Raw genomic sequence first — 20,760 nt, forward strand, 5'->3', positions numbered from 1 at the left:
CATGCTGTCAGGTAGACAGCGCATCTCTCAGGAACCCCGGGGCGATATAGCGCTGGTAATGCGCCTCGGACAAGATAAAGAACTCCCGATCAATCGCATCGCGCAGGTCCGGCAAGGGCCAGTCGCGAAACTCCGGCAACAGCACCATGCCGTACGCCTCAAGGTTATTGATCACCCGCGCCCCGCGTGCGATCAACTGGTAGGCCCAGCAATACTCGGACTGGTGCGGCACGAAGCGGATCTTGCGTTGCTCCAACTGCCCGCGCAGGGTCTTGGGGTCAAACACCTCCACTTTGCCGGCCATCACCTGCACCAGCAGTTGCTCAAGCCTGAGCCAGACTGCGCGCTTTTCTTCTTCGTTATAGCCATTCCACTGGATCACTTCATGGTGGAAACGCTTGCAGCCGCGGCACACGAGGTCGCCGTAGACCGTGGAGCAGAGGCCGACGCAGGGGGTCTTGATGGTTTGGTTGGACATGGGCGACAACACGCAAATCAGCGAAACAGTGCGCCATGTTAGCCCTTTGTCTAAGGTTGATCACCCAGCAAACTTGGCCAGGCAACTTACCTTTAGATTTTTTTTGCCGTAGAATCACCCGGCCTTGTAAGGCGCCAATAATCCGCTGGAAGCTGTTTTCAAAGCGTCACGAGCACAGTCGTTCCTTCAGAACGGTGTTGGCGTGGTTTCGACCCGGTAGGTCAGAGCCCACGCCAACCCTCATCAGCTCCGTTCTGCAGGCGTAAAACTTTGAAAGCAGCTTCTGTAAAGGAATGCCGGCAGCGCTGGCTTTGCGGCCCAAAAAGCCCCTGAGCGCATGCGTGCCGTTCATTTCTGGATGAGCGTCCCGTGGGACCACTGATGAGGGTAATAACTGTGCTTGAAGCCTACCGCAAACATATCGAAGAGCGTGCAGCACTGGGTATCGTTCCCCAGCCGCTTAACGCCGAACAAACCGCAGGCCTGGTCGAGCTGCTGAAAAATCCTCCGGCTGGCGAAGAAGAATTCCTCGTTGACCTGATCACCAACCGCATTCCACCAGGCGTTGACGAAGCTGCCTACGTCAAGGCCGGTTTCCTGTCTGCCCTGGCCAAGGGCGAAGCCACTTCCCCCCTGATCGACAAGAAACGCGCTGTTGAACTGCTCGGCACCATGCAAGGCGGCTACAACATCGTGACGTTGGTCGAGCTGCTGGACGACGCCACCCTGGCGCCCGTCGCGGCCGCCCAACTCAAGCACACCCTGCTGATGTTCGATGCGTTCCACGACGTCGCCGAAAAAGCCCGCAACGGCAACGAACACGCCAAAGGCGTGATCCAGTCCTGGGCTGACGGCGAGTGGTTCCGCAACCGCCCTACCCTGGCCGACAAGATCAGCCTGCGCGTGTTCAAGGTTACCGGCGAAACCAACACCGACGACCTGTCCCCGGCGCCTGACGCCTGGTCCCGCCCTGACATCCCGCTGCACGCCCTGGCCATGCTGAAAATGGCTCGTGAAGGCATCGTGCCGGACGAGCAAGGCAAGACCGGCCCGATGAAGCAGATCGAAGAAATGCGCGGCCAAGGCTTCCCGATCGCCTACGTCGGTGATGTGGTCGGTACCGGTTCGTCGCGTAAGTCGGCCACCAACTCGGTACTGTGGTTCTTCGGTGACGACGTGCCTTACGTGCCGAACAAGCGTGCCGGCGGTTTCTGCTTCGGCAGCAAGATCGCTCCGATCTTCTACAACACCATGGAAGATGCTGGCGCATTGCCAATCGAATTCGACGTCACCAACATGAACATGGGCGACGTGATCGACCTGTACCCTCATGCTGGCAAAGTCTGCAAACACGGCACCGACGAAGTCCTGACCACCTTCGAAATGAAGACTCCGGTACTGTTGGACGAAGTTCGCGCCGGCGGCCGTATCCCGCTGATCATCGGTCGCGGCCTGACCGACAAGGCCCGCGCCGAACTGGGCCTGGGCCCTACCGACCTGTTCAAGCTGCCTGAAGCGCCTGTCGACACCGGCAAGGGCTTCACCCTGGCGCAGAAGATGGTCGGCAAGGCGTGCGGCCTGCCAGAAGGCAAAGGCGTTCGTCCTGGTACCTACTGCGAGCCGAAGATGACCACCGTGGGCTCCCAGGACACCACCGGTCCAATGACCCGTGACGAACTGAAAGACCTGGCGTGCCTGGGCTTCTCGACCGACCTGGTGATGCAGTCGTTCTGCCACACCGCGGCGTACCCGAAGCCGATCGACGTGACCACCCACCACACCCTGCCTGACTTCATCATGACCCGTGGCGGTGTATCGCTGCGTCCGGGCGACGGCATCATCCACAGCTGGCTCAACCGTATGCTGCTGCCGGACACCGTCGGTACCGGTGGCGACTCCCACACCCGTTTCCCGATGGGCATCTCGTTCCCGGCCGGTTCCGGTCTGGTCGCGTTCGCCGCAGCCACTGGCGTAATGCCACTGGACATGCCGGAATCGATCCTGGTGCGCTTCAAAGGCAAGATGAAGCCTGGCATCACCCTGCGTGACCTGGTTCATGCCATTCCTTACTACGCGATCCAGGCTGGCCTGCTGACCGTAGAGAAGAAAGGCAAGAAAAACGCCTTCTCCGGCCGCATCCTGGAAATCGAAGGCCTGAACGATCTGACGCTGGAACAGGCTTTCGAGCTGTCCGACGCCTCGGCTGAACGTTCGGCTGCCGGTTGCACCATCAAGCTGTCCAAAGAGTCCGTTACCGAGTACCTGAACTCCAACATCACCCTGCTGCGCTGGATGATCGGTGAAGGCTACGGCGATGCCCGCACCCTGGAACGTCGCGCCCAAGCGATGGAAGCCTGGGTTGCCAACCCGGAACTGATGGAAGCCGATGCCGACGCCGAATACGCCGAAATCATCGAGATCGACCTGTCGGAAATCAACGAGCCGATCCTCTGCGCCCCTAACGACCCGGACGATGCCCGTCTGTTGTCCAGCGTTGCCGGTGAGAAGATCGACGAAGTGTTCATCGGTTCGTGCATGACCAACATCGGTCACTTCCGCGCTGCCGGTAAGCTGCTGGAGCAGGTCAAGGGCCAGCTGCCGACTCGTCTGTGGCTGTCGCCGCCGACCAAGATGGACGCTCACCAGTTGACCGAAGAAGGCTACTACGGCATCTACGGCAAGGCTGGCGCACGCATGGAAATGCCGGGCTGCTCGCTGTGCATGGGTAACCAGGCACGTGTAGAACCGAACTCCACCGTCGTGTCGACGTCGACCCGTAACTTCCCGAACCGCTTGGGTGACGGTGCAAACGTCTACCTGGCATCGGCCGAACTGGCGGCAGTGGCCTCTACCCTGGGTCGCCTGCCGACTGTCGAAGAGTACATGGGCTACGCAGCGAAACTGGACACCATGGCCAGTGACGTCTACCGCTACCTGAACTTCGACCAGATCGCCGAGTTCCGCAAGATCGCAGCAAGCGCCAACATCCCGGTGATTCAAGCTTAAGGGTGTGTTGATGTGAAAGACGCCGCGTATCGCAAGATACGCGGCGTTTTTTTATGCCTGGAACTAACCTTTACTGCCAACACAAAACCAATGTGGGAGCTGTGCAGTCAGATAGACCGCATCAGGGCTTAGGCAACCAGCGAATACACCAATGCCGTAATGGCAACCAAGCCGACGGCTGTGACAAACACATTCGACGCCTGCCCACGGTACTTGGCCATGGCCGGAACCTTGCGGATCGCGTACATCGGCATCAGGAACAGGATCGACGCAATCACCGGCCCACCCAGGGTCTCGATCATGCCGAGGATACTCGGGTTGAGCGTGGCGACGATCCAGCACACCACCAGCATGAAGGCGGCGGTCATGCGGTCCAGGGTCTTCGGTGCCGGGCGGCGACCGGTCTTGACCACCAGCCCCTTGAGACCCTCGCTGGCACCGATGTAGTGGCCCAGGAACGACTTGGCAATCGCCACGAACGCAATCAACGGTGCGGCAAAGGCGATGGTCGGGTTGTCGAAGTGGTTGGCCAGGTACGACAGGATCGACAGGTTCTGCGCTTTCGCCTCGGCCAGTTGCGCGGGCGACAGGGTCAGCACGCAGCTGAACACGAAGAACAGCACCATCGCCACCATCAACAAGTGAGCGCGGGACAGGATCTGCGAACTGCGCTCCTCGGCGTGTGCGCCGTACTGGCGTTTCTGGTCAACCGCGAAAGCCGAGATGATCGGCGAATGGTTGAACGAGAACACCATCACCGGAATCGCCAGCCACAGCGTATTGAGCAGCGCCGACGGTGCCGGCACCTCGCTGGCAGTGCTGAGAATGCCGCCATTCCAGTGCGGCACCAGGTACACGGCCAGGAACAGCAAGGCGACGATAAACGGATACACCATCAGGCTCATGGCCTTGACGATCACTTGCTCACCGCAGCGCACCACGGCCAGCAGGCCGAGGATCAGCACAAACGCCAGGATCGCACGAGGCGGCGGCATGATGTGCAGTTGGTGTTCCATGAAGCTGCTCACGGTATTGGTCAGTGCCACGCTGTAGATCAGCAGGATCGGGAAGATCGCGAAGAAATACAGCAAGGTGATCAACGCACCCGCCTTGATACCGAAATGCTCTTCGACCACGTCGGTGATGTCTGAGCCTTCACGGCCAGACAGCACGAAACGGGTCAGCCCACGGTGGGCAAAGAACGTCATCGGGAACGCCAGTAACGCCAGGATCACCAGCGGCCAGAAGCCCCCCAGGCCCGCGTTGATTGGCAGAAACAAAGTACCGGCGCCAATGGCGGTACCGAATAGCCCGAGCATCCAGGTGGTGTCCTGGCGGCTCCAGCTTGTGAGGGTTGCAGGTGTCGTTGCATAGCGTTCGTCGACGCTATTGGCCTGATCATTCATCCGGTCGGATCTCCGCATTCACATGGCCAGCACGAGTCAGAAAAACCTGACAGGCAGCGCCCTGGCCGTAACAAGGGCCGGATTGTCCGGGATTCTCTTGAATAAGCAAAGACTTAGATGAGGAACGGTAATGCAGTGCAAAGGCTGGAAGGCAGCCCATGGGGCGGCTCAGTTGATTCAACGCCAGATGTCCACCGCCTTTACCCACCTCACGAACGCCCCTGCCAGCGGGGCATTGGGAGGGTCGATCACGCAAGGCCGACGAAGCTTTGTTTAAATAAACCCAGTCACTCAAAGTTCGCCAGTGGGGAGCCGCTGACAGAGACCCAATATCAATTAAAGTTAAACACCCTCACATATAAGAAAGTTCTTACATACAGTTAATCAACGCCTCTCGATTGAAACTCTAATGATTGCGGCATTTGTTGCAAGGGTTTTCCCAGGCATTGAGAGCCCCTTCTATCACGTTTATATTCCAGTCCAGTTCAAAAAAACAAAAGCATCTAAACCCACCACAGCAGAATTAAAAACCTCACTCATCAGGAGCGACTAGATGAACAAACACAACCTTATTTTCTCCCTGATACTTGCCACCGGAATACTCAGCCCATTGGCCAGCCAAGCACAACCGGCAGTAGAAAACTCAGACGCAAGTGCCCTGGGTACATCCCCCCGCTGGCTGACGACAAAAGTTTATATAGAAGGCGCCCCGGAGATCGACGTAAAGGACAAGTACCCAGGTGTCGTTGGAATATCAGTGTGGGACCCTGAACGTAATCGCTACGAATTTTTCTACACCGATACCGGGCTATCAAAATATGACAACGGCGGCGGCGGTTACTTCATGGTAACGGGTGACAAGAAAAACCATATCCTGATACCGGATAAAGGTGCAACGAAAACCATCGTCAGAAAACTTGAGACGTTGAACAATCAGGAATTCACTTATTCTCGTGAAGTGCCGCGCGACATGATCGACGCCAACCCTCTTGTTCGAATACATGTGGTTCATGCGCCCTATACCGGATCAGTCAAAACCACCCCCACCCACTAACCCTCAACACTCATCCCACGAGTAGCGACAATACTCATAAAAGGCCTCACTCAATGAAAACACTATTAAAGCCTTTACTGGCGTCTGTTTTATTGCTCTCTACCCTTGTTTCAGGCGGCCTTCATGCGCAGGCTTCCACGTCAGGAAAACCTGTCGCCATCAGCGCTGACAATGCGGTCATGTTGACCGTCTTCCTCAAACATGACCAATCTCGCAACTTGAACGAAATAAGAACAAAACTCACCGAACAGGAACTCTTTAAAGTATTCCCTCCTGAAGGGGTAGAGATTGTCAGTTGGAACATCGCCATGGGGATCGGTCACGTCATCGTTCTACGCTTCCCCGCCTCGCGCCTGCGGGAAGTCAATCTCGCCATCGAACGCTCTGCATGGGGCCCCTTCAGGACGGAGTTCTTTCCTACCTACGATTACATGGACATCGTAGCGGCCGAACAGAGCAAGGTGCGCAAGCCCGTACCCGCTAAATAATTCGCACGCGCGCAAACAGCGTCTCCCACTCGCCGAGACGCTGGCACTTTTCGCAAAATCAGTGGCGCTTTCTCTGCGCCCTCAGCATTTCACACAACACAAATGCAGCATAATCCGAGCATCGAACTCACCGGAGAGCTGCCCCATGCCCACCACCGTTCTAGTCCTGGTTGAAACCATCAACGAATACCTGCAAATCATCGAAAGCAATGACTTTCACGTGATCCTGGCGCCGACGCCCGCAGAACGGGCCCAGGCGATCAAGGCCCACGCAGGGCAGATCAAGGCCGTGCTGACCCGCGGGCCGCTGGGGCTGTATGCCGAGGAAATCGCCGCGCTTCCATTGCTGGAGATCATCTGCGTGATCGGTGCTGGCTACGAACATGTAGACCTGCAAGCGGCAAGCAACCGTGGGATCGTGGTCACCAACGGTGCCGGCGTGAACGCCCCCTCGGTGGCCGATCACGCCATGGCGCTGCTGCTCTCGCTGGTGCGCGGGATTCCCCAGACCGATGCCGCCGTGCGGCGCAGCGAATGGCCGAAGGTCATGCGCCCTTCCCTGGCCGGCAAGCAACTGGGAATTCTCGGGCTCGGTGCCGTGGGGATGGAAATCGCCAGGCGCGCCGCTCTCGGCTTCGGCATGGAGGTGAGCTATCACAACCGCCAACCCCGCGATGACGTGGATTACACCTACTGTTCAACGGCCGTCGAACTGGCGCGCACCTCGGACTTCCTGATCCTGGCCACGCCAGGTGGGGCCAGCACTCGCCATCTGATCGATAAACATGCGCTGGATGCGTTGGGCCCCAATGGCTATCTGGTGAACATTGGCCGCGGCAGCGTGGTGGTGACCGCTGACCTCGTGGCTGCCCTGGAGCAACGGCGTATCGGCGGCGCCGCGCTGGATGTATTCGACGACGAACCCAAGGTGCCCGACGCCCTCAAGCGCCTGAGCAATACCGTCCTGACCTCCCATGTGGCCGGCCTGTCACCGGAGGCGGCCCATGACACCGTGCAGCGGGTGGCCGACAACCTGGTGGAATACTTCGCCGGCCGTCCGGTGCTCACGCCGGTTGCACTGCCAGCGCCCGCAAAATGACCGATCAGGCACGCTGATCACCCTTCAACACGCTAACCTATTAAGCCGCCCCGACCTTGTCGCTGGGCGGCGGTGCGCATTAGATTAGGAAATAGTCCAAGGCCTTTAGAATAAGCAGAAGGGATAAGCATGGCGCTGAACGACCAATCGACCCAGATTCGCCCCGGCGAAGAACTTGATGCCAGCCTGATCGATCCCTACCTCAAGGCCCACATTCCGGGCTTGAACGGCACGCCTGCGATCAGTCAGTTCCCCGGCGGCGCATCGAACCTGACCTACCTGCTGGAATATCCAGGCCAGGAATTCGTGCTGCGTCGCCCGCCGTTTGGCCACAAGGCCAAGTCCGCCCACGACATGGGCCGCGAATACCGCATTCTCAACCAGCTCAAAGATGGTTTTCCGTATTGCCCCAAGGCATACGTGCACTGCACCGATGAATCAGTGATCGGTGCCGAGTTCTATGTGATGGAACGGGTCAACGGCATCATCCTGCGCTCTGACCTGCCGCCCGAACTGGGCCTGGACGCGGCCAAGACTCAAGCGCTGTGCAAAAGCTTTATCGACAAGTTCGTCGAACTGCATCAAGTCGACTACAGCGCCTGCGGCCTGGCCGACCTGGGCAAGCCTGAAGGCTACGTGGCGCGGCAGATTCGTGGCTGGGGCGAGCGCTACGAAAAAGCCCTGACCCCTGATGCGCCAAAATGGGAAGCGGTACGCGCCTGGCTCAACGACAAAATGCCAGCCGATTCGCCCACGTCCAGCATCGTGCATAACGACTACCGCTTCGATAACGTGATCCTCGACCCCCACAACCCGATGCAGATCATCGGCGTGCTGGATTGGGAACTGACCACCCTGGGCGACCCGCTGATGGACCTGGGCAACACCCTCGCCTACTGGATCGAAGCCGCAGATCCGGCGCCGGTGCAACTGATGCGGCGCCAGCCGAGCAACGCCCCGGGGATGCTCACCCGCCGTCAGTTTGTCGACTACTACGCCGAGCGCTCGGGGCTTGCGATCGACAATTTCGATTTCTATTACACCTACGGCCTGTTCCGGCTGGCCGGCATCGTGCAGCAGATCTACTACCGCTTTTTCCACGGCCAGACCCAGGACAAACGCTTTGCGCAGTTCATCCACATGAACAAGCTGCTGGAGCAAATGAGCCTGAATGTCATTGGCAAATCAGCGCTCTGATCGCAACCACAAGGAACCCTTATGTCCAAGACCAACCTGTTTGACCTTGACGGCAAGATCGCCTTCGTTTCCGGCGCCAGCCGTGGTATCGGCGAGGCCATTGCCAAGCTGCTGGCCCAGCAAGGCGCCCACGTGATCGTCTCCAGCCGCAAGCTGGAAGGTTGCCAGCACGTCGCCGACGCGATCATTGCCGACGGCGGCAAGGCCACGGCGATTGCCTGCCATATCGGTGAAATGGAGCAGATTACCCAGGTGTTCGCCGGCATCCGCGAACAGTTCGGCCGCCTGGATATTCTGGTCAACAACGCCGCGACCAACCCGCAGTTCTGCAACGTGCTGGATACCGACCTTGGCGCATTCCAGAAGACGGTCGACGTGAATATCCGCGGTTACTTCTTCATGTCGGTGGAAGCCGGCAAGCTGATGCGCGAGAACGGCGGCGGCAGCATCATCAACGTGGCGTCGATCAACGGCATTTCGCCGGGCGTGTTCCAGGGCATCTACTCGGTCACCAAGGCTGCCGTGATCAACATGACCAAGGTGTTCGCCAAGGAATGCGCGGCATTCGGCATCCGTTGCAACGCACTGCTGCCGGGCCTGACTGATACCAAATTCGCCTCGGCGCTGGTCAAGAACGATTCGATCCTGAAAGTGGCCCTGGCGCAGATCCCCCTCAAGCGCGTCGCCGACCCCAGCGAAATGGCCGGCGCGGTGTTGTATCTGGCCAGCGATGCGTCAAGCTACACCACCGGTGTGTCGTTGAATGTAGACGGCGGCTTCCTGTCCTGACACTGCCTGGTTTCTTCAGATCGATTTGCGCGTAACCTTGGCGCGGATCGATCTGTCTCCAGGATGAAACATGGAACTGCACCTCGTCATCAATGGCCGCAAGGACCTGGCTGCCCAGCTTTATCAGCAACTGCGCGAAGCTATCGCCACCGGGCGACTGTCGGCGGGTACGCAACTGCCACCGAGCTGACTGCTCGCCGAACAACTGGGCGTATCGCGCAAGACGGTGTCGGATACCTACACCACCCTCACGTACGAAGGCCTGCTGATCGGCAAGATCGGCCGCGGCACTTTCGTCAATGCGTGGGCGCCCCAACCCGATCGTGTGCAAACCGCCACCGACCTGGCCTGCGCCGCCAACCTGGGCAAGTGGGCAGCACTGCCCTCGCCCATGGGCCACCCTTCCCGTGAGGGCATCCTGCGCTACGAATTTATCGGCGGCGCGACTGCACGCAACCAGTTCCCTCAGGACGAATGGCGACGCTGCACCCAGGATGCGCTGCGCCGTATCGCCCAGAACAGTGGTTTCTACAGCCAACCGGAAGGGTTACCGGCATTGCGCGAGGCCATCGCCGGGCATATCGCGTTTTCCCGAGGGGTCAAATGCCGCGCCAGCGATATCGTGGTCACCAATGGCGCGCAGCAGGCGCTGGACCTGATTGCCCGCGTGGTGCTGGAACCCGGCAGCATGGTCGCGATGGAAGACCCAGGCTATAGCCCCGCGCGCCAAATGTTCGTAGCGATGGGCGCCAGCGTCGCCAGCGTGGCCGTCGACGAACAGGGCCTCCAGGTCGATCAGATCCCCGATGGCACCCGTCTGATCTACGTAACCCCGTCCCACCAGTTCCCCCTCGGCATGCCGATGAGTCAGAGGCGCCGCCAGGCACTGCTGGACCGCGCAATCGAGCTGGGTGCGATCATCATCGAAGACGACTACGACAGCGAATTTCGCTACGAAGGGCGCCCCACCGACTCCCTGCAAAGCCTGGACACCCGAGGCGTGGTCACCTACGTCGGGACCTTTTCCAAAACCCTGTTGCCCGAGTTGCGCCTGGGCTACGCGGTGCTGCCGCCAGCGATCTATGGCGCGGTGCTCAAGGCCAAGCAGTTGACCGACCAGCACAGCTCTACCCTGCCGCAGTGGGCATTGGCCAAGTTCATCAGCGAAGGCTACCTGCTCAAGCATATTCGCCGTTGCCACAGCATCTACGCGGGGCGTCGCGAACGAATACTGCAGCGTCTGGCGGGCGATCTGTCACCGTGGTTCGAGGCGGTTCCGACGGTGGCGGGCTTTCACCTGGCGGCATTGTGCAAGGTGGCGTTGAATATCCCATTGCTGATAGAACAGGCGCGTCAGGTCGAGGTGGGGTTGTACCCTCTGGACGTATTCTTCCACGACGTGCCATTACGCTCGGGGCTGATTTTCGGCTTCGGCGCCATCGAGACCCTGGACATCGACCCGGCGCTGGACAAGGTGCGCGATATTCTCCGGCAGATTGGCTAAGGGGTTTTCCGGCGTATTGGTCATTGGTGGCGTACAGGCTACGGCGTAGGGTGAAGAGGTCTCGAACTACGCGGAATCCTGATCATGAAACGATTGCTCGCCACCACGCTGATGCTCACCTCCCTCAGCGCATTTGCCCACGACCCGGTATACAACCAGGAAACGCTCAAGGTGCTGCAGGAGCACCCCTTGACCAACGTGCCCGGCAAGAAAACCATCATGCTCACCGTTGACTACGCCCCCGGCCAGGCCACCGTGCCCCATAGCCACACCGGCACTGCGGTGGCTTATGTGCTGCAAGGCGCGATCACCTCGCGGGTCAATGATGAAAAGGCGATCACCTACAAAGCCGGGCAATCGTTCTACGAACCGGCCGGCTCGCGGCATTTTGAGTCAAGCAATGCCAGCCAGACCCAACCGGCCAGGCTGCTGGTGGTGATGGTGCTGGATGACAAGGCTGAGGTACTCACCCCGCTTCCCAAATAATCAGCAACACCACAAAACCCATGGGGGAGCTGGCTTGCCTGCTCCCACAGTTTTAACCGTGTCTGGTCAGGGACGTTTGAATAGGTCGCGCTGGTCTTCAATGCGCAGCCGGCACTCGCAACCCTCCAGATGATCATTGACCATCCCCATCGCCTGCATCAACGCATACATCGTGGTCGGGCCGACGAAGGTCCAGCCGCGTTTCTTCAGGGCCTTGGACAAGCGCATCGAAGCCGCTGAGGTCGGATTGGCCGTCCAGTAAGCCATGTCCACCACTGCCGGCCGCTCTTCTGCGCCGGGCTCGAACGCCCACAGCCAGCGCGCCAGCGAGCCGGTCTCCTCCACCAGTTCACAGGCCCGGCGTGCGTTGTTGATGGCCGAGATGATCTTTGCCCGATTGCGCACGATGCCCGGCTCGCTCATCAACCGCTCAATGTCCGCTTCGCCGTACTGCGCCACCCGGCGAAAATCAAAACCCTCGAACGCCTGCCGAAAGTTATCGCGCTTGCGCAGAATGGTGATCCACGCCATCCCCGCCTGAAACCCCTCCAGGCAGATCTTCTCGTACAACGCGATGTCATCCGCCACCGGCACCCCCCACTCGTGGTCGTGGTAATGCAGGTACGCAGGCGCTGCAGTGCGCCAGGCGCAATACATGCGCCCTGCTTCGTCGGTTGTAAGCCCTGATTGGTCCATCCATCACCTCGTATGCCCAAGGCGATGATACGCAAAAAAAATTAATCCCCGTCAACCGCTCAAGCACCGTACTTACCGACCAACTGGTCAGACCGGGACCTGCCAACCGCTGAATATTTACTTGTTGTTTGAAAAAAACCAAGCGTAGACTGGCCGCGCACTGGACTTACCGGTAAGACCACAACAATTAAGCCCTGGAACCACCAGGGCACCGAATAGAGATCCCTCCCATGCTCAGATGGTGCTCGCGTTCGATTTTCCTGCAAGTCGTGATTGGCCTGATGCTCGGCATCGCCTGCGGCCTGGCCCTTCCCGAATTTTCCTCACAACTCAAACCCCTGGGCGACGGCTTTATCAAGCTGATCAAAATGCTGATCGGCCTGATCGTGTTCTGTGTCGTGGTCAGCGGTATTTCCGGCGCCGGCGATTTGAAGAAGGTCGGGCGTATCGGGCTCAAGTCGGTGATCTACTTTGAAGTGCTGACCACCGTCGCCCTGGTGCTTGGCCTGATCATGGCCTTCAGCACCGGCATCGGCAGCGGCGCCAATATTCATCTTGAGCAACTCTCTTCCGCCGGCTTGAATGAGCTGGCCGACAAGGGCCAACACATCAAGGGCACCAGCCAGTTCCTGATGGACCTGATTCCCAACTCGGTGATCGGTGCGTTTGCCGATAACAACGTGTTACAGGTGCTGCTGTTCTCGGTGCTGTTCGGCAGTGCGCTGAACCTGGTGGGCGAAGCGGCCAGCGGTATCTCGCGGCTGATCAATGAGCTTAGCCATGTGATCTTCCGCATCATGGGCATGATCGTGCGCCTGGCGCCGATTGGCGTATTCGGTGCCATCGCGTTCACGACCAGCACCTACGGCCTGGACTCGCTGCAACACCTGGGCAGCCTGGTTGGGCTGTTCTACCTGACGTGCTTTGCCTTTGTCGCGCTGATCCTCGGGCTGGTAATGCGCTTGTCCGGCCTGCGGATGCTGCCGCTGCTCAAGTACCTGCGCGAAGAGCTGCTGATCGTGATGGGCACCGCTTCGTCCGACGCTGTGCTGCCGCAGATCATGCGCAAGCTGGAACATTTGGGCATTGGCAGTTCCACCGTGGGTTTGGTAATTCCCACCGGGTACTCGTTCAACCTCGACGGTTTCTCGATCTACCTGACCCTGGCCATCGTGTTTATCGCCAACGCCACCGGTACACCGCTGTCGATGACCGACTTGCTGACCATCCTCCTGGTATCGTTGATCACCTCCAAAGGCGCCCACGGCATTCCGGGCTCGGCATTGGTGATTCTAGCGGCGACACTCACGGCGATCCCGGCAATTCCGGTGGTGGGCCTGGTGTTGGTGCTGGCGGTGGACTGGTTCATGGGGATCGGTCGTGCGCTGACCAACCTGATCGGCAACTGCGTGGCTACCGTGGCGATTGCTCGCTGGGAAAAAGATATCGATATTCAGCGTGCCAACAAGGTGCTCGACGGCCAGCAGGGTTATGCCTTTCAGGCCAAGAAGCCGGTGCTGCCGGCGCATCAGGAGTTCTAGGACAACACCCATCCAATGTGGGAGCTGGCTTGCCTGCGATAGCGGTGAGTCAGCGTCAAATGTAGTGCCTGACACTCAGTCATCGCAGGCAAGCCAGCTCCCACATTGGCCCTTTGCCAGACTGAATACTGTATGAGCAACATCAAGGAGCCTTCGACGTGATCAGCACCTCAACCGTCGTCAATTCAGTGGTAGAAAAACTGCGCGCCGCCTTGGCGCGAGGCCAGTGGCGCCGCGGTGAAATGCTGCCAGGCCAGCGTGAGCTGGCCGAGCAACTGGGTATCAGCCGCCCGAGCCTGCGTGAAGCGGTGATCGTGCTGGAGACCTTGGGCCTGGTGCGTTCCATGCCGGGCAAAGGTGTGGTGGTACTGGAAACCAGCGTCAGCGAGCCGCAGTCGAGCGACGCGGTGGCCGACGCCAGCCTGGAAGACATCCTGCAACTGCGCTATACCCTCGAACCCTTCATCGTCGGCCTGGTCGCCCAATCCATCAGCAGCAAGGAAATCGGCCAACTGCGCCTGACGCTGATGGACATGCGCGAAGCCCTGGATGCCGGCGACGCCGAGGCGGGCATGAACGCCTACATCGACTTTCACGAAGAACTGTTTGCCCTGACCTCCAACCCGATCTTCCAGAACGTGGTGCAGCAAACCAGCACCGCGCTCAAACAAAGCGCCCAGGTATTGCGCAACTCCCCTGAACACCTGGCCGAACGCCTGCAAGAGAACGAAGCCGTGGTACGCGCCATCCGCAACAAGAACAGCGCCCTGGCCAGTGCCGAAATGCGTCGGCACATCCTGCAGGAAGGCTTGCGCATGGGCATTCGCTTGAATATCCCGGATGACCATCTGGGCAGCTGAATAATTGGAGACCGGCCATGAACGTCCACGCCCTGCAACGTGACCCTCTGCCCTGCCTGCGCCTGGTGTCGGGCAAGAAGCCTTCGGTTGACGACATCTACCCGCGCTTGTTCGACGCGATCCTTGAGCAACGCATTGCGCCTGCCAGCCGCTTCACCGAAGAAGGCCTGGGCGAACTCTTTGGCGTGAGCCGCAGCGTGATTCGCCGGGTGCTCGCCAAGCTGTCCCATCAGCAAGTGGTCATCCTGCGCCCCAACCAGCGCGCCCAGGTCGCCGCGCCGGATGCCCAGCACACACGGCAGATTCTTGAAGCACGGCGCCTGACCGAAATGACCGTGGTGCAACTGGCCTGCGCCCAGGCCACAGCGATGCAAATCCGCCAACTGCGCGAGCTGATTGCGCAGGAGCGCGACGCCATTGAGCGTGACCAGCGTGGGCCGGCGATCCGGTTTTCTGGGGAGTTTCATCTGCAACTGGCGCACATGGCAGGCAATGCGCCGTTGGCACAGTTTCTCAACAGCCTGGTGCCGTTGACGTCGTTGATCATTGCGCAATTTGAAACGAAGGCCTGCACGTATTGTGCGTGGCAGGAGCATGTGGCGATTGTGGATGCCGTGGAACAGCGCGACGCCCACACGGCTGTCGCCCTGATGACCCAGCACCTGGATCACCTGGAAACCCGGCTACTGAAACACCACTGATTCCGAATGAAGTTCAAACTGTGGGAGCTGGCTTGCCTGCGATAGCGGTGTACCAGTGACTCGATTATTAACTGACCCACCGCTATCGCAGGCAAGCCAGCTCCCACATTGATCGCATTCCAGATCAAATAAAAAGCCCCCGCATCTCACGATGCGGGGGCTTTGGGTTTAGCGAAGCATCAAGCCGGCTGCAACACCGACTGACCACTCAACGCCAGGTCCAGCAACTCACGATTGGCCACCGCATACATGGCGTAGTCCGCGCCAACCGCAGCACGAATTTCCACCATCATGGCGCGCCAGCGATCGGCCATGTCCTGGTGCTGCTCAAGCCACAGGGCCACGCGGGCTTCCATGTCTTGTGGCGCATCGGCCATTTGCAGTACCGAAATGGTAATCGCCCGTTGCTGCCAATCCACGTCATCGCGGAAGGCTTCACGGGCCTGGGCCTGCCAGTTGTTGGCCACAGGCAGATCGCTGATCTGCTGCAGGTACCACGGCAGGTCCAGGGCGCTGCCGACGGCGAAGTAGGCTTTGGCCACTTCGGCGGCGTCATGCCCGGTCACGTCGGCGGCTTCGATGATCGGCAGCAAGGTGTACAGGTGGGTTGTGCCTGCAACCATGCGTGCCAACAACTCCGGTACGCCGGCCTGGGTGTAGGCCTGGTAACGGTTCTGCCAGCCTTCACGGGTCGGACCTTCCAGCAGTTCGTCGAGCTTGAGGCCCAATGCTGCCAGGTGCGGACCGAAGTGCGCAGTGTCACGCCCGGCGTCCTGTTCGTTGCGACGGCTGCGCAGGAACCAGCGCGTAGCACGACGGCCCAGGCGCATCAGCTCGTCCATCAGCTCCAGTTGCACGTCGGCCGACACCTGGTGGTCCAGGGCTTCGATCTGACGGAACCAGTGCGGGAGGTGGAAGATATCGCGCACGATCACATAGGCACCGGCGACGTTTGCCGGGCTCATGCCGGTCGACTCTTTGAGTCGCTGCACGAAGGTGATGCCCATGTGGTTGACCAGGTCGTTGGCGATCTGGGTGCTGACGATCTCGCGCTTGAGGCGATGGCGACGCATGGCTTCGGAGAACTTGGCCACCAGGCTCGGTGGGAACGCGGTCTCCATGTCACGGGTCAGGTATTCGTCATCCGGCACCAGGGATTTGAGCAGCGCTTCCTTGAGGTCGATCTTGCTGTACGAAATCAGCACCGACAGCTCCGGACGGGTCAAGCCCTTGCCGGTCGAAGCGCGCTCGGTGAGCTGCTCTTCGGTCGGCAGGTACTCGATGGCGCGGTCCAGCTTGCCACGGCCTTCCAGGTCGCTCATCAGGCGTTTGTACTCGGCGGCGCGCTCGTAAGCCTTGCGTGCGGCCAGGGACAGGGCCTGGGTCTGCTTGTAGTTGTTGCCCAACACCAGGTGGCCGACTTCGTCGGTCATGCTCGCCAGCAACTGGTTGCGTTGCTTGTCGGTCATGTCACCGGCCTGCACCACTTCGTTGAGCAGGATCTTGATGTTCACTTCGTGGTCGGAACAGTCCACGCCACCGGCGTTGTCGATGAAGTCGGTGTTGGAACCGCCGCCATTGAGGCCGAATTCCACACGGCCCAGTTGGGTCATGCCCAGGTTACCGCCCTCGCCCACCACCTTGCAGCGCAGCTCGTTGCCGTTGACACGCAGCGCGTCGTTGGCCTTGTCGCCCACGTCGGCATGGCTTTCGGTGCTGGCCTTGACGTAGGTACCGATACCGCCGTTCCACAACAGGTCCACCGGCGCCTTGAGCAAGGCGTTGAGCAGTTCGGTCGGGGTAAGCTTGTCGGCCTGGATGTCGAAACGCTCTTTCATCTGTGGCGAGATGGCGATGCTCTTGGCGCTTCGCGAGAAGATACCGCCGCCTTCAGACATGATGCTGGTGTCGTAGTCGGTCCAGGACGAACGCGGCAGCTCGAACATGCGCTGGCGCTCGACGAAGCTGGTGGCCGGGTTCGGGTTCGGGTCGATGAAGATGTGCAGGTGGTTGAAGGCCGCGACCAGTTGCAGCTTGTCGGACATCAGCAAACCATTACCGAACACGTCACCGGCCATATCGCCGACGCCCACTACGGTGATGCTGTCTTCCTGCACGTTGATGCCGCGTTCACGGAAGTGACGCTGCACACCCACCCACGCGCCCTTGGCGGTGATGCCCATTTTCTTGTGGTCATAACCGGCAGAACCGCCGGAAGCGAACGCGTCACCCAGCCAGAAGCCGTAGTCGATAGCGATGCCGTTGGCGATGTCGGAGAAGGTTGCAGTGCCCTTGTCCGCCGCCACCACCAGGTAGGGGTCATCGTCGTCATGGCGCACGACGTTGGCCGGTGGCACCAGGGCGCCGTCCTTCAGGTTGTCGGTAATGTCCAACAGGCCGGAAATGAAGATGCGGTAGCAGGCGATGCCCTCGGCCGCGATCTCGTCCCGGCTGCCGCCCAATGGCAGGCGACGCGGCAGGAAGCCGCCCTTGGCGCCCACCGGCACGATCACCGAGTTTTTCACTTGCTGGGCTTTTACCAGGCCGAGCACTTCGGTACGGAAGTCTTCTTCACGGTCGGACCAGCGCAGGCCGCCGCGAGCGACGTTGCCAAACCGCAGATGCACGCCTTCAACACGGGGCGAGTACACGAAGATTTCAAACTTCGGCACCGGCTTGGGCAGCTCGGGGATCGCGTGCGGGTTGAACTTGAAGCTGAAGTACGACTTGTTCTGGCCGTTTGCGTCGGTCTGGTAGAAGTTGGTGCGCAGGGTCGCCTTGATCAGGTCCAGGTAGCGACGCAGGATACGGTCTTCGTTGAGCACCTGAACGTCGTCCAGGGCGGTGAGGATCGCTTGTTCCAGGCGCTGCTGCTTGTCTTCCAGGTCGTCGGCGGTGAGCTTGCGCGCCAGGTAGAAGCGGGTCTTGAACAACCGGGTCAACTCGCGGGCGATGTCGGTGTGGTTGTTCAGGGTGCTGGCGATGTAACCCAGGTCGAAGCCCAGGCGGATCTGCTTGAGGTAGCGAGCATAAGCACGCAGCAGCGCAACGTCACGCCATGGCAGGCCGGCGGTCAATACCAGGCGGTTGAATGCATCGTTCTCGGCGTCGCCATGCACGATGTGCACGAATGCGTCCTGCAGGGTGTCGTTGAGCTGCTGGATATCCAGGTTCACGCCTTCGGCGGCGATGAATGCAAAGTCATGGATCCAGAACTCACGGCCATTGGCATGGCGCAGGCGATACGGAAACTCGCCCAGCACGCGCAGGCCGAGGTTTTCCAGGATCGGCAGCACGTCGGACAGCGCCAGCGGGGTGTCAGCGTGATAGAGCTTGCAATGCAGTTCGCGCTGACCGGAGACCTGGCCCAGCGGCTGATAGAAGCTCATCACCAGCGGGTTGGCTTCGGTGAGGCTGTTCAGATGCTGCATGTCGACCACGGCCGAATGCGCGGCGAAACGCTCGCGGTAGCCGGCCGGGAAGCCTTTGGGGAAGTCCGCCAGCACGTTGGTGCCGTGGGCTTCGCCGAAACTCTCCACCACCAGACTGGCGTAGTCGTCCTGCCAGCTGCGGCAGGCTTGCACCACTTCTTTTTCCAGTTGCAGCGGGTCGATGTCCAGGCGGTTCTTCGGGTCGACCCGCAGGATCAGTTGCACACGGGCCAGCACGGACTCGGAGAAGAAGGTCCAGAACTCGCAGTCCGAAGCCTTGAGGCGATCCATCAGCACTTGCTGGATCTTCTGGCGCACTTCGGTGGAGTAGATATCGCGCGGCACATAGGCCAGGCAGTAGCAGAAACGACCGTACGGATCTTTGCGCAGGAACACGCGGATCTTGTTGCGTTCCTGGATCTGCACGATCGACATCACGGTGCTGAACAGCTCGTCGACCGGGGTCTGGAACAGGTCGTCACGGGGCAGCACTTCAACCACTTGGGCCAGTTCCTTACCCAGATGCGCCTTGGCCTGGAAGCCCGAGCGACGCTCGATTTCCGCTACCTTGCGGCGAATGTACGGGATCACTCGCACGCTTTCGCCGTACACCGAGGAGGTGTAGAGGCCCATGAAGCGGTGTTCCTTGATGACCTTGCCGTCGGCACTGATCTCGCGGATCGACACGTAGTCCGGATACGCCGGGCGGTGCACGCGGCTTGGGTGTGCAGCCTTGGCGAACGACAGCACCGTCGGTTCACGCAGGTAGGCCACGGCGTAGTCTTCGATGCGCAGGTCTTCGGCGGTGAGGCCGGCGCGCAACAGCTTGGTCAGACCGAGGAAGGAGCTGGCGTCATATTCGATATGACCGCCGTCCGCCTCGTCACGTACCACGAACTCTTCATAGCCCAGGAAGGTGAAGTGGTTGCCCACCAGCCATTCCAGGAAGTTCTTGATCTCGGCTTTTTCTTCACCGTCGATCGTGAATGCGCTGGCGTCGATACCGGCCAGCAGGTCCTGGACCTTGGCTTTCATCGGTTCGAAATCGGCCACGGCCACGCGCACTTCGCCCAGCACCTGCTCCAGCTCTTTGCTCAGCACGTTCAGCTCGGCGGCGTTGGCGCAGCGGTCGATCTCCAGGTACATCAGCGATTCTTGCAGGATGCCTTCGCCCTGGGTGCCCTTGGGCAGAATTTCCAGCAACTCACCCTTGCTGCCACGGCGCACGCTGAGCACGGTGGTTTGCAGGGTATGGATGCTGTAGCCACGGCGGTTCAGCTCGGTACGGACCGAGTCCACCAGGAATGGCAGGTCATGGTGCAGCACTTCGACCGCGGTGTGGGTCGATTGCCAGCCATGTCGTTCGTAATCGGGGTTGTAGACCCGCACTTGCGGTTGGGTGTGATCGAAGCGCTCAAGCAGGCGCCAGGCAGACAGGGTGCAACCGGCCAGGTCGGAAAGGCGACGCTGGGTCAGTTCGTCCAGGGAAATGATGCCGAAGAATTGCTCAGCGAACAGCGCCACTTGTGGCAGTGCCTGTTCACTGATGTGCTGCGCCAGTGCCGCTTGCAGTTGGTGCTGGAAGTCGGCCTTGCTGGCTGCGGTGAAGAACGCCATCTGTGGTACTCCGCTTGGGCTTGTTATTGATGGAAGCGTCGCGTGTTATCCCCTTGCGGGGAGACCGTCAGCTCTGTTCGTGGGTCACGATAAACGAATCAGGCCGACAGGTGGGTGAAGCTGGACAGGACAGTCAGGTCACATACAACTTCCACAAGATGCACACCTTGCCGGGTGACGGTACGACGGGCAGGTCAGGCGCCGGGCGCGGGGCACATCCGTTGCGCAGCTTAACGAGTGTAGGAAGACCGCTGCTTGCGACGCTGCGACATATTCGGTCATCGGTAAGCAGGCAATAGGTTGCAACTTGGGCAACCGCGTTTTTCCGGGCAAAAAACCTGCGTTTTTCAGCCCTCTGAGTACCGAAAATGACTGATACCGCACGCCAGGTCATGCCCTGGGTCTGA

14 protein-coding genes and 1 pseudogene are annotated in these 20,760 nt (G+C 60.0%); 11 read left to right on the top strand and 4 right to left on the bottom strand.

Going from position 1 to position 20,760, the window contains the following annotated elements:
- Window positions 1-7: 7 nt before the first annotated feature.
- Window positions 8-478 (bottom strand): DUF1289 domain-containing protein, encoded by a 471-nt coding sequence (locus E4P01_RS12190; protein WP_078821225.1) that lies wholly within the window; start codon window positions 476-478, stop codon window positions 8-10.
- 396 nt (window positions 479-874) lie between these two features.
- Between E4P01_RS12190 and acnB the strand changes: the two genes are divergently transcribed.
- The gene (gene acnB / locus E4P01_RS12195) at window positions 875-3,484 is read left to right on the top strand and encodes a bifunctional aconitate hydratase 2/2-methylisocitrate dehydratase (protein WP_005787883.1); all 2,610 of its coding nucleotides are present in this window, start codon (window positions 875-877) and stop codon (window positions 3,482-3,484) included.
- Between the two features lie 128 nt (window positions 3,485-3,612).
- On the opposite strand, the gene E4P01_RS12200 is transcribed toward acnB, so the two are convergent.
- Entirely contained in the window at window positions 3,613-4,890 is a 1,278-nt protein-coding gene (locus E4P01_RS12200) for a serine/threonine transporter (protein WP_005787881.1), read from the bottom strand.
- A 553-nt stretch (window positions 4,891-5,443) separates the two neighbouring features.
- On the opposite strand from E4P01_RS12200, the gene E4P01_RS12205 reads away from it, so the two are divergent.
- The 7 genes and pseudogenes from E4P01_RS12205 to E4P01_RS12235 all read left to right on the top strand — a co-directional run bounded on the left by E4P01_RS12205 (window position 5,444) and on the right by E4P01_RS12235 (window position 11,507).
- Window positions 5,444-5,944 (top strand): DUF4822 domain-containing protein, encoded by a 501-nt coding sequence (locus tag E4P01_RS12205; protein WP_032880841.1) that lies wholly within the window; start codon window positions 5,444-5,446, stop codon window positions 5,942-5,944.
- A gap of 53 nt (window positions 5,945-5,997) precedes the next feature.
- A complete protein-coding gene (locus E4P01_RS12210; RefSeq protein ID WP_032880840.1) occupies window positions 5,998-6,432 on the top strand; it encodes a hypothetical protein in 435 nt (144 codons plus the stop codon).
- Between the two features lie 145 nt (window positions 6,433-6,577).
- Window positions 6,578-7,531 carry a 2-hydroxyacid dehydrogenase gene (locus tag E4P01_RS12215; RefSeq protein WP_032880839.1) on the top strand — a complete coding sequence of 318 codons (954 nt, stop codon included), beginning with the start codon at window positions 6,578-6,580 and terminating at the stop codon, window positions 7,529-7,531.
- Between the two features lie 129 nt (window positions 7,532-7,660).
- Window positions 7,661-8,728 carry a phosphotransferase family protein gene (locus E4P01_RS12220; protein ID WP_032880838.1) on the top strand — a complete coding sequence of 356 codons (1,068 nt, stop codon included), beginning with the start codon at window positions 7,661-7,663 and terminating at the stop codon, window positions 8,726-8,728.
- Between the two features lie 21 nt (window positions 8,729-8,749).
- A complete protein-coding gene (locus E4P01_RS12225) occupies window positions 8,750-9,517 on the top strand; it encodes an SDR family oxidoreductase (RefSeq protein WP_032880837.1) in 768 nt (255 codons plus the stop codon).
- 70 nt (window positions 9,518-9,587) lie between these two features.
- Window positions 9,588-11,021: pseudogene (locus E4P01_RS12230) on the top strand (PLP-dependent aminotransferase family protein).
- Window positions 11,022-11,105: 84 nt separating this feature from the next.
- A complete protein-coding gene (locus E4P01_RS12235; RefSeq protein WP_078821220.1) occupies window positions 11,106-11,507 on the top strand; it encodes a cupin domain-containing protein in 402 nt (133 codons plus the stop codon).
- Window positions 11,508-11,573: 66 nt separating this feature from the next.
- Here E4P01_RS12235 and E4P01_RS12240 read toward each other — a convergent pair whose 3' ends face one another.
- Entirely contained in the window at window positions 11,574-12,203 is a 630-nt protein-coding gene (locus E4P01_RS12240; protein WP_078821219.1) for a DNA-3-methyladenine glycosylase I, read from the bottom strand.
- A 215-nt stretch (window positions 12,204-12,418) separates the two neighbouring features.
- Between E4P01_RS12240 and E4P01_RS12245 the strand changes: the two genes are divergently transcribed.
- The 3 genes from E4P01_RS12245 to E4P01_RS12255 all read left to right on the top strand — a co-directional run bounded on the left by E4P01_RS12245 (window position 12,419) and on the right by E4P01_RS12255 (window position 15,305).
- A complete protein-coding gene (locus E4P01_RS12245) occupies window positions 12,419-13,744 on the top strand; it encodes a C4-dicarboxylate transporter DctA (RefSeq protein WP_177327440.1) in 1,326 nt (441 codons plus the stop codon).
- A 158-nt stretch (window positions 13,745-13,902) separates the two neighbouring features.
- Window positions 13,903-14,604, top strand: a complete 702-nt coding sequence (locus E4P01_RS12250; RefSeq protein WP_014718317.1) for a FadR/GntR family transcriptional regulator — start codon at window positions 13,903-13,905, stop codon at window positions 14,602-14,604.
- 17 nt (window positions 14,605-14,621) lie between these two features.
- Window positions 14,622-15,305 (top strand): GntR family transcriptional regulator, encoded by a 684-nt coding sequence (locus E4P01_RS12255; protein WP_078821218.1) that lies wholly within the window; start codon window positions 14,622-14,624, stop codon window positions 15,303-15,305.
- Window positions 15,306-15,484: 179 nt separating this feature from the next.
- Here E4P01_RS12255 and E4P01_RS12260 read toward each other — a convergent pair whose 3' ends face one another.
- Window positions 15,485-20,353, bottom strand: coding sequence for an NAD-glutamate dehydrogenase (locus tag E4P01_RS12260; RefSeq protein ID WP_078821217.1), 4,869 nt, complete (start codon window positions 20,351-20,353; stop codon window positions 15,485-15,487).
- Between the last annotated feature and the right edge of the window lie 407 nt (window positions 20,354-20,760).

The organism is Pseudomonas sp. NCIMB 10586, from assembly GCF_023127895.1.
In the GTDB taxonomy this organism is placed as follows: Bacteria; Pseudomonadota; Gammaproteobacteria; order Pseudomonadales; family Pseudomonadaceae; genus Aquipseudomonas; species Aquipseudomonas synxantha_A.

Excerpts from the sequence above, each read along its gene's own strand:
- E4P01_RS12190 (WP_078821225.1), bottom strand. The coding sequence starts at position 478 with ATGTCCAACCAAACCATCAAGACCCCCTGCGTCGGCCTCTGCTCCACG.
- E4P01_RS12260 (WP_078821217.1), bottom strand. The coding sequence starts at position 20,353 with ATGGCGTTCTTCACCGCAGCCAGCAAGGCCGACTTCCAGCACCAACTG.
- E4P01_RS12240 (WP_078821219.1), bottom strand. The coding sequence starts at position 12,203 with ATGGACCAATCAGGGCTTACAACCGACGAAGCAGGGCGCATGTATTGC.
- E4P01_RS12215 (WP_032880839.1), top strand. The coding sequence starts at position 6,578 with ATGCCCACCACCGTTCTAGTCCTGGTTGAAACCATCAACGAATACCTG.
- E4P01_RS12200 (WP_005787881.1), bottom strand. The coding sequence starts at position 4,890 with ATGAATGATCAGGCCAATAGCGTCGACGAACGCTATGCAACGACACCT.
- E4P01_RS12225 (WP_032880837.1), top strand. The coding sequence starts at position 8,750 with ATGTCCAAGACCAACCTGTTTGACCTTGACGGCAAGATCGCCTTCGTT.
- E4P01_RS12220 (WP_032880838.1), top strand. The coding sequence starts at position 7,661 with ATGGCGCTGAACGACCAATCGACCCAGATTCGCCCCGGCGAAGAACTT.
- E4P01_RS12255 (WP_078821218.1), top strand. The coding sequence starts at position 14,622 with ATGAACGTCCACGCCCTGCAACGTGACCCTCTGCCCTGCCTGCGCCTG.
- E4P01_RS12210 (WP_032880840.1), top strand. The coding sequence starts at position 5,998 with ATGAAAACACTATTAAAGCCTTTACTGGCGTCTGTTTTATTGCTCTCT.
- E4P01_RS12205 (WP_032880841.1), top strand. The coding sequence starts at position 5,444 with ATGAACAAACACAACCTTATTTTCTCCCTGATACTTGCCACCGGAATA.
- E4P01_RS12235 (WP_078821220.1), top strand. The coding sequence starts at position 11,106 with ATGAAACGATTGCTCGCCACCACGCTGATGCTCACCTCCCTCAGCGCA.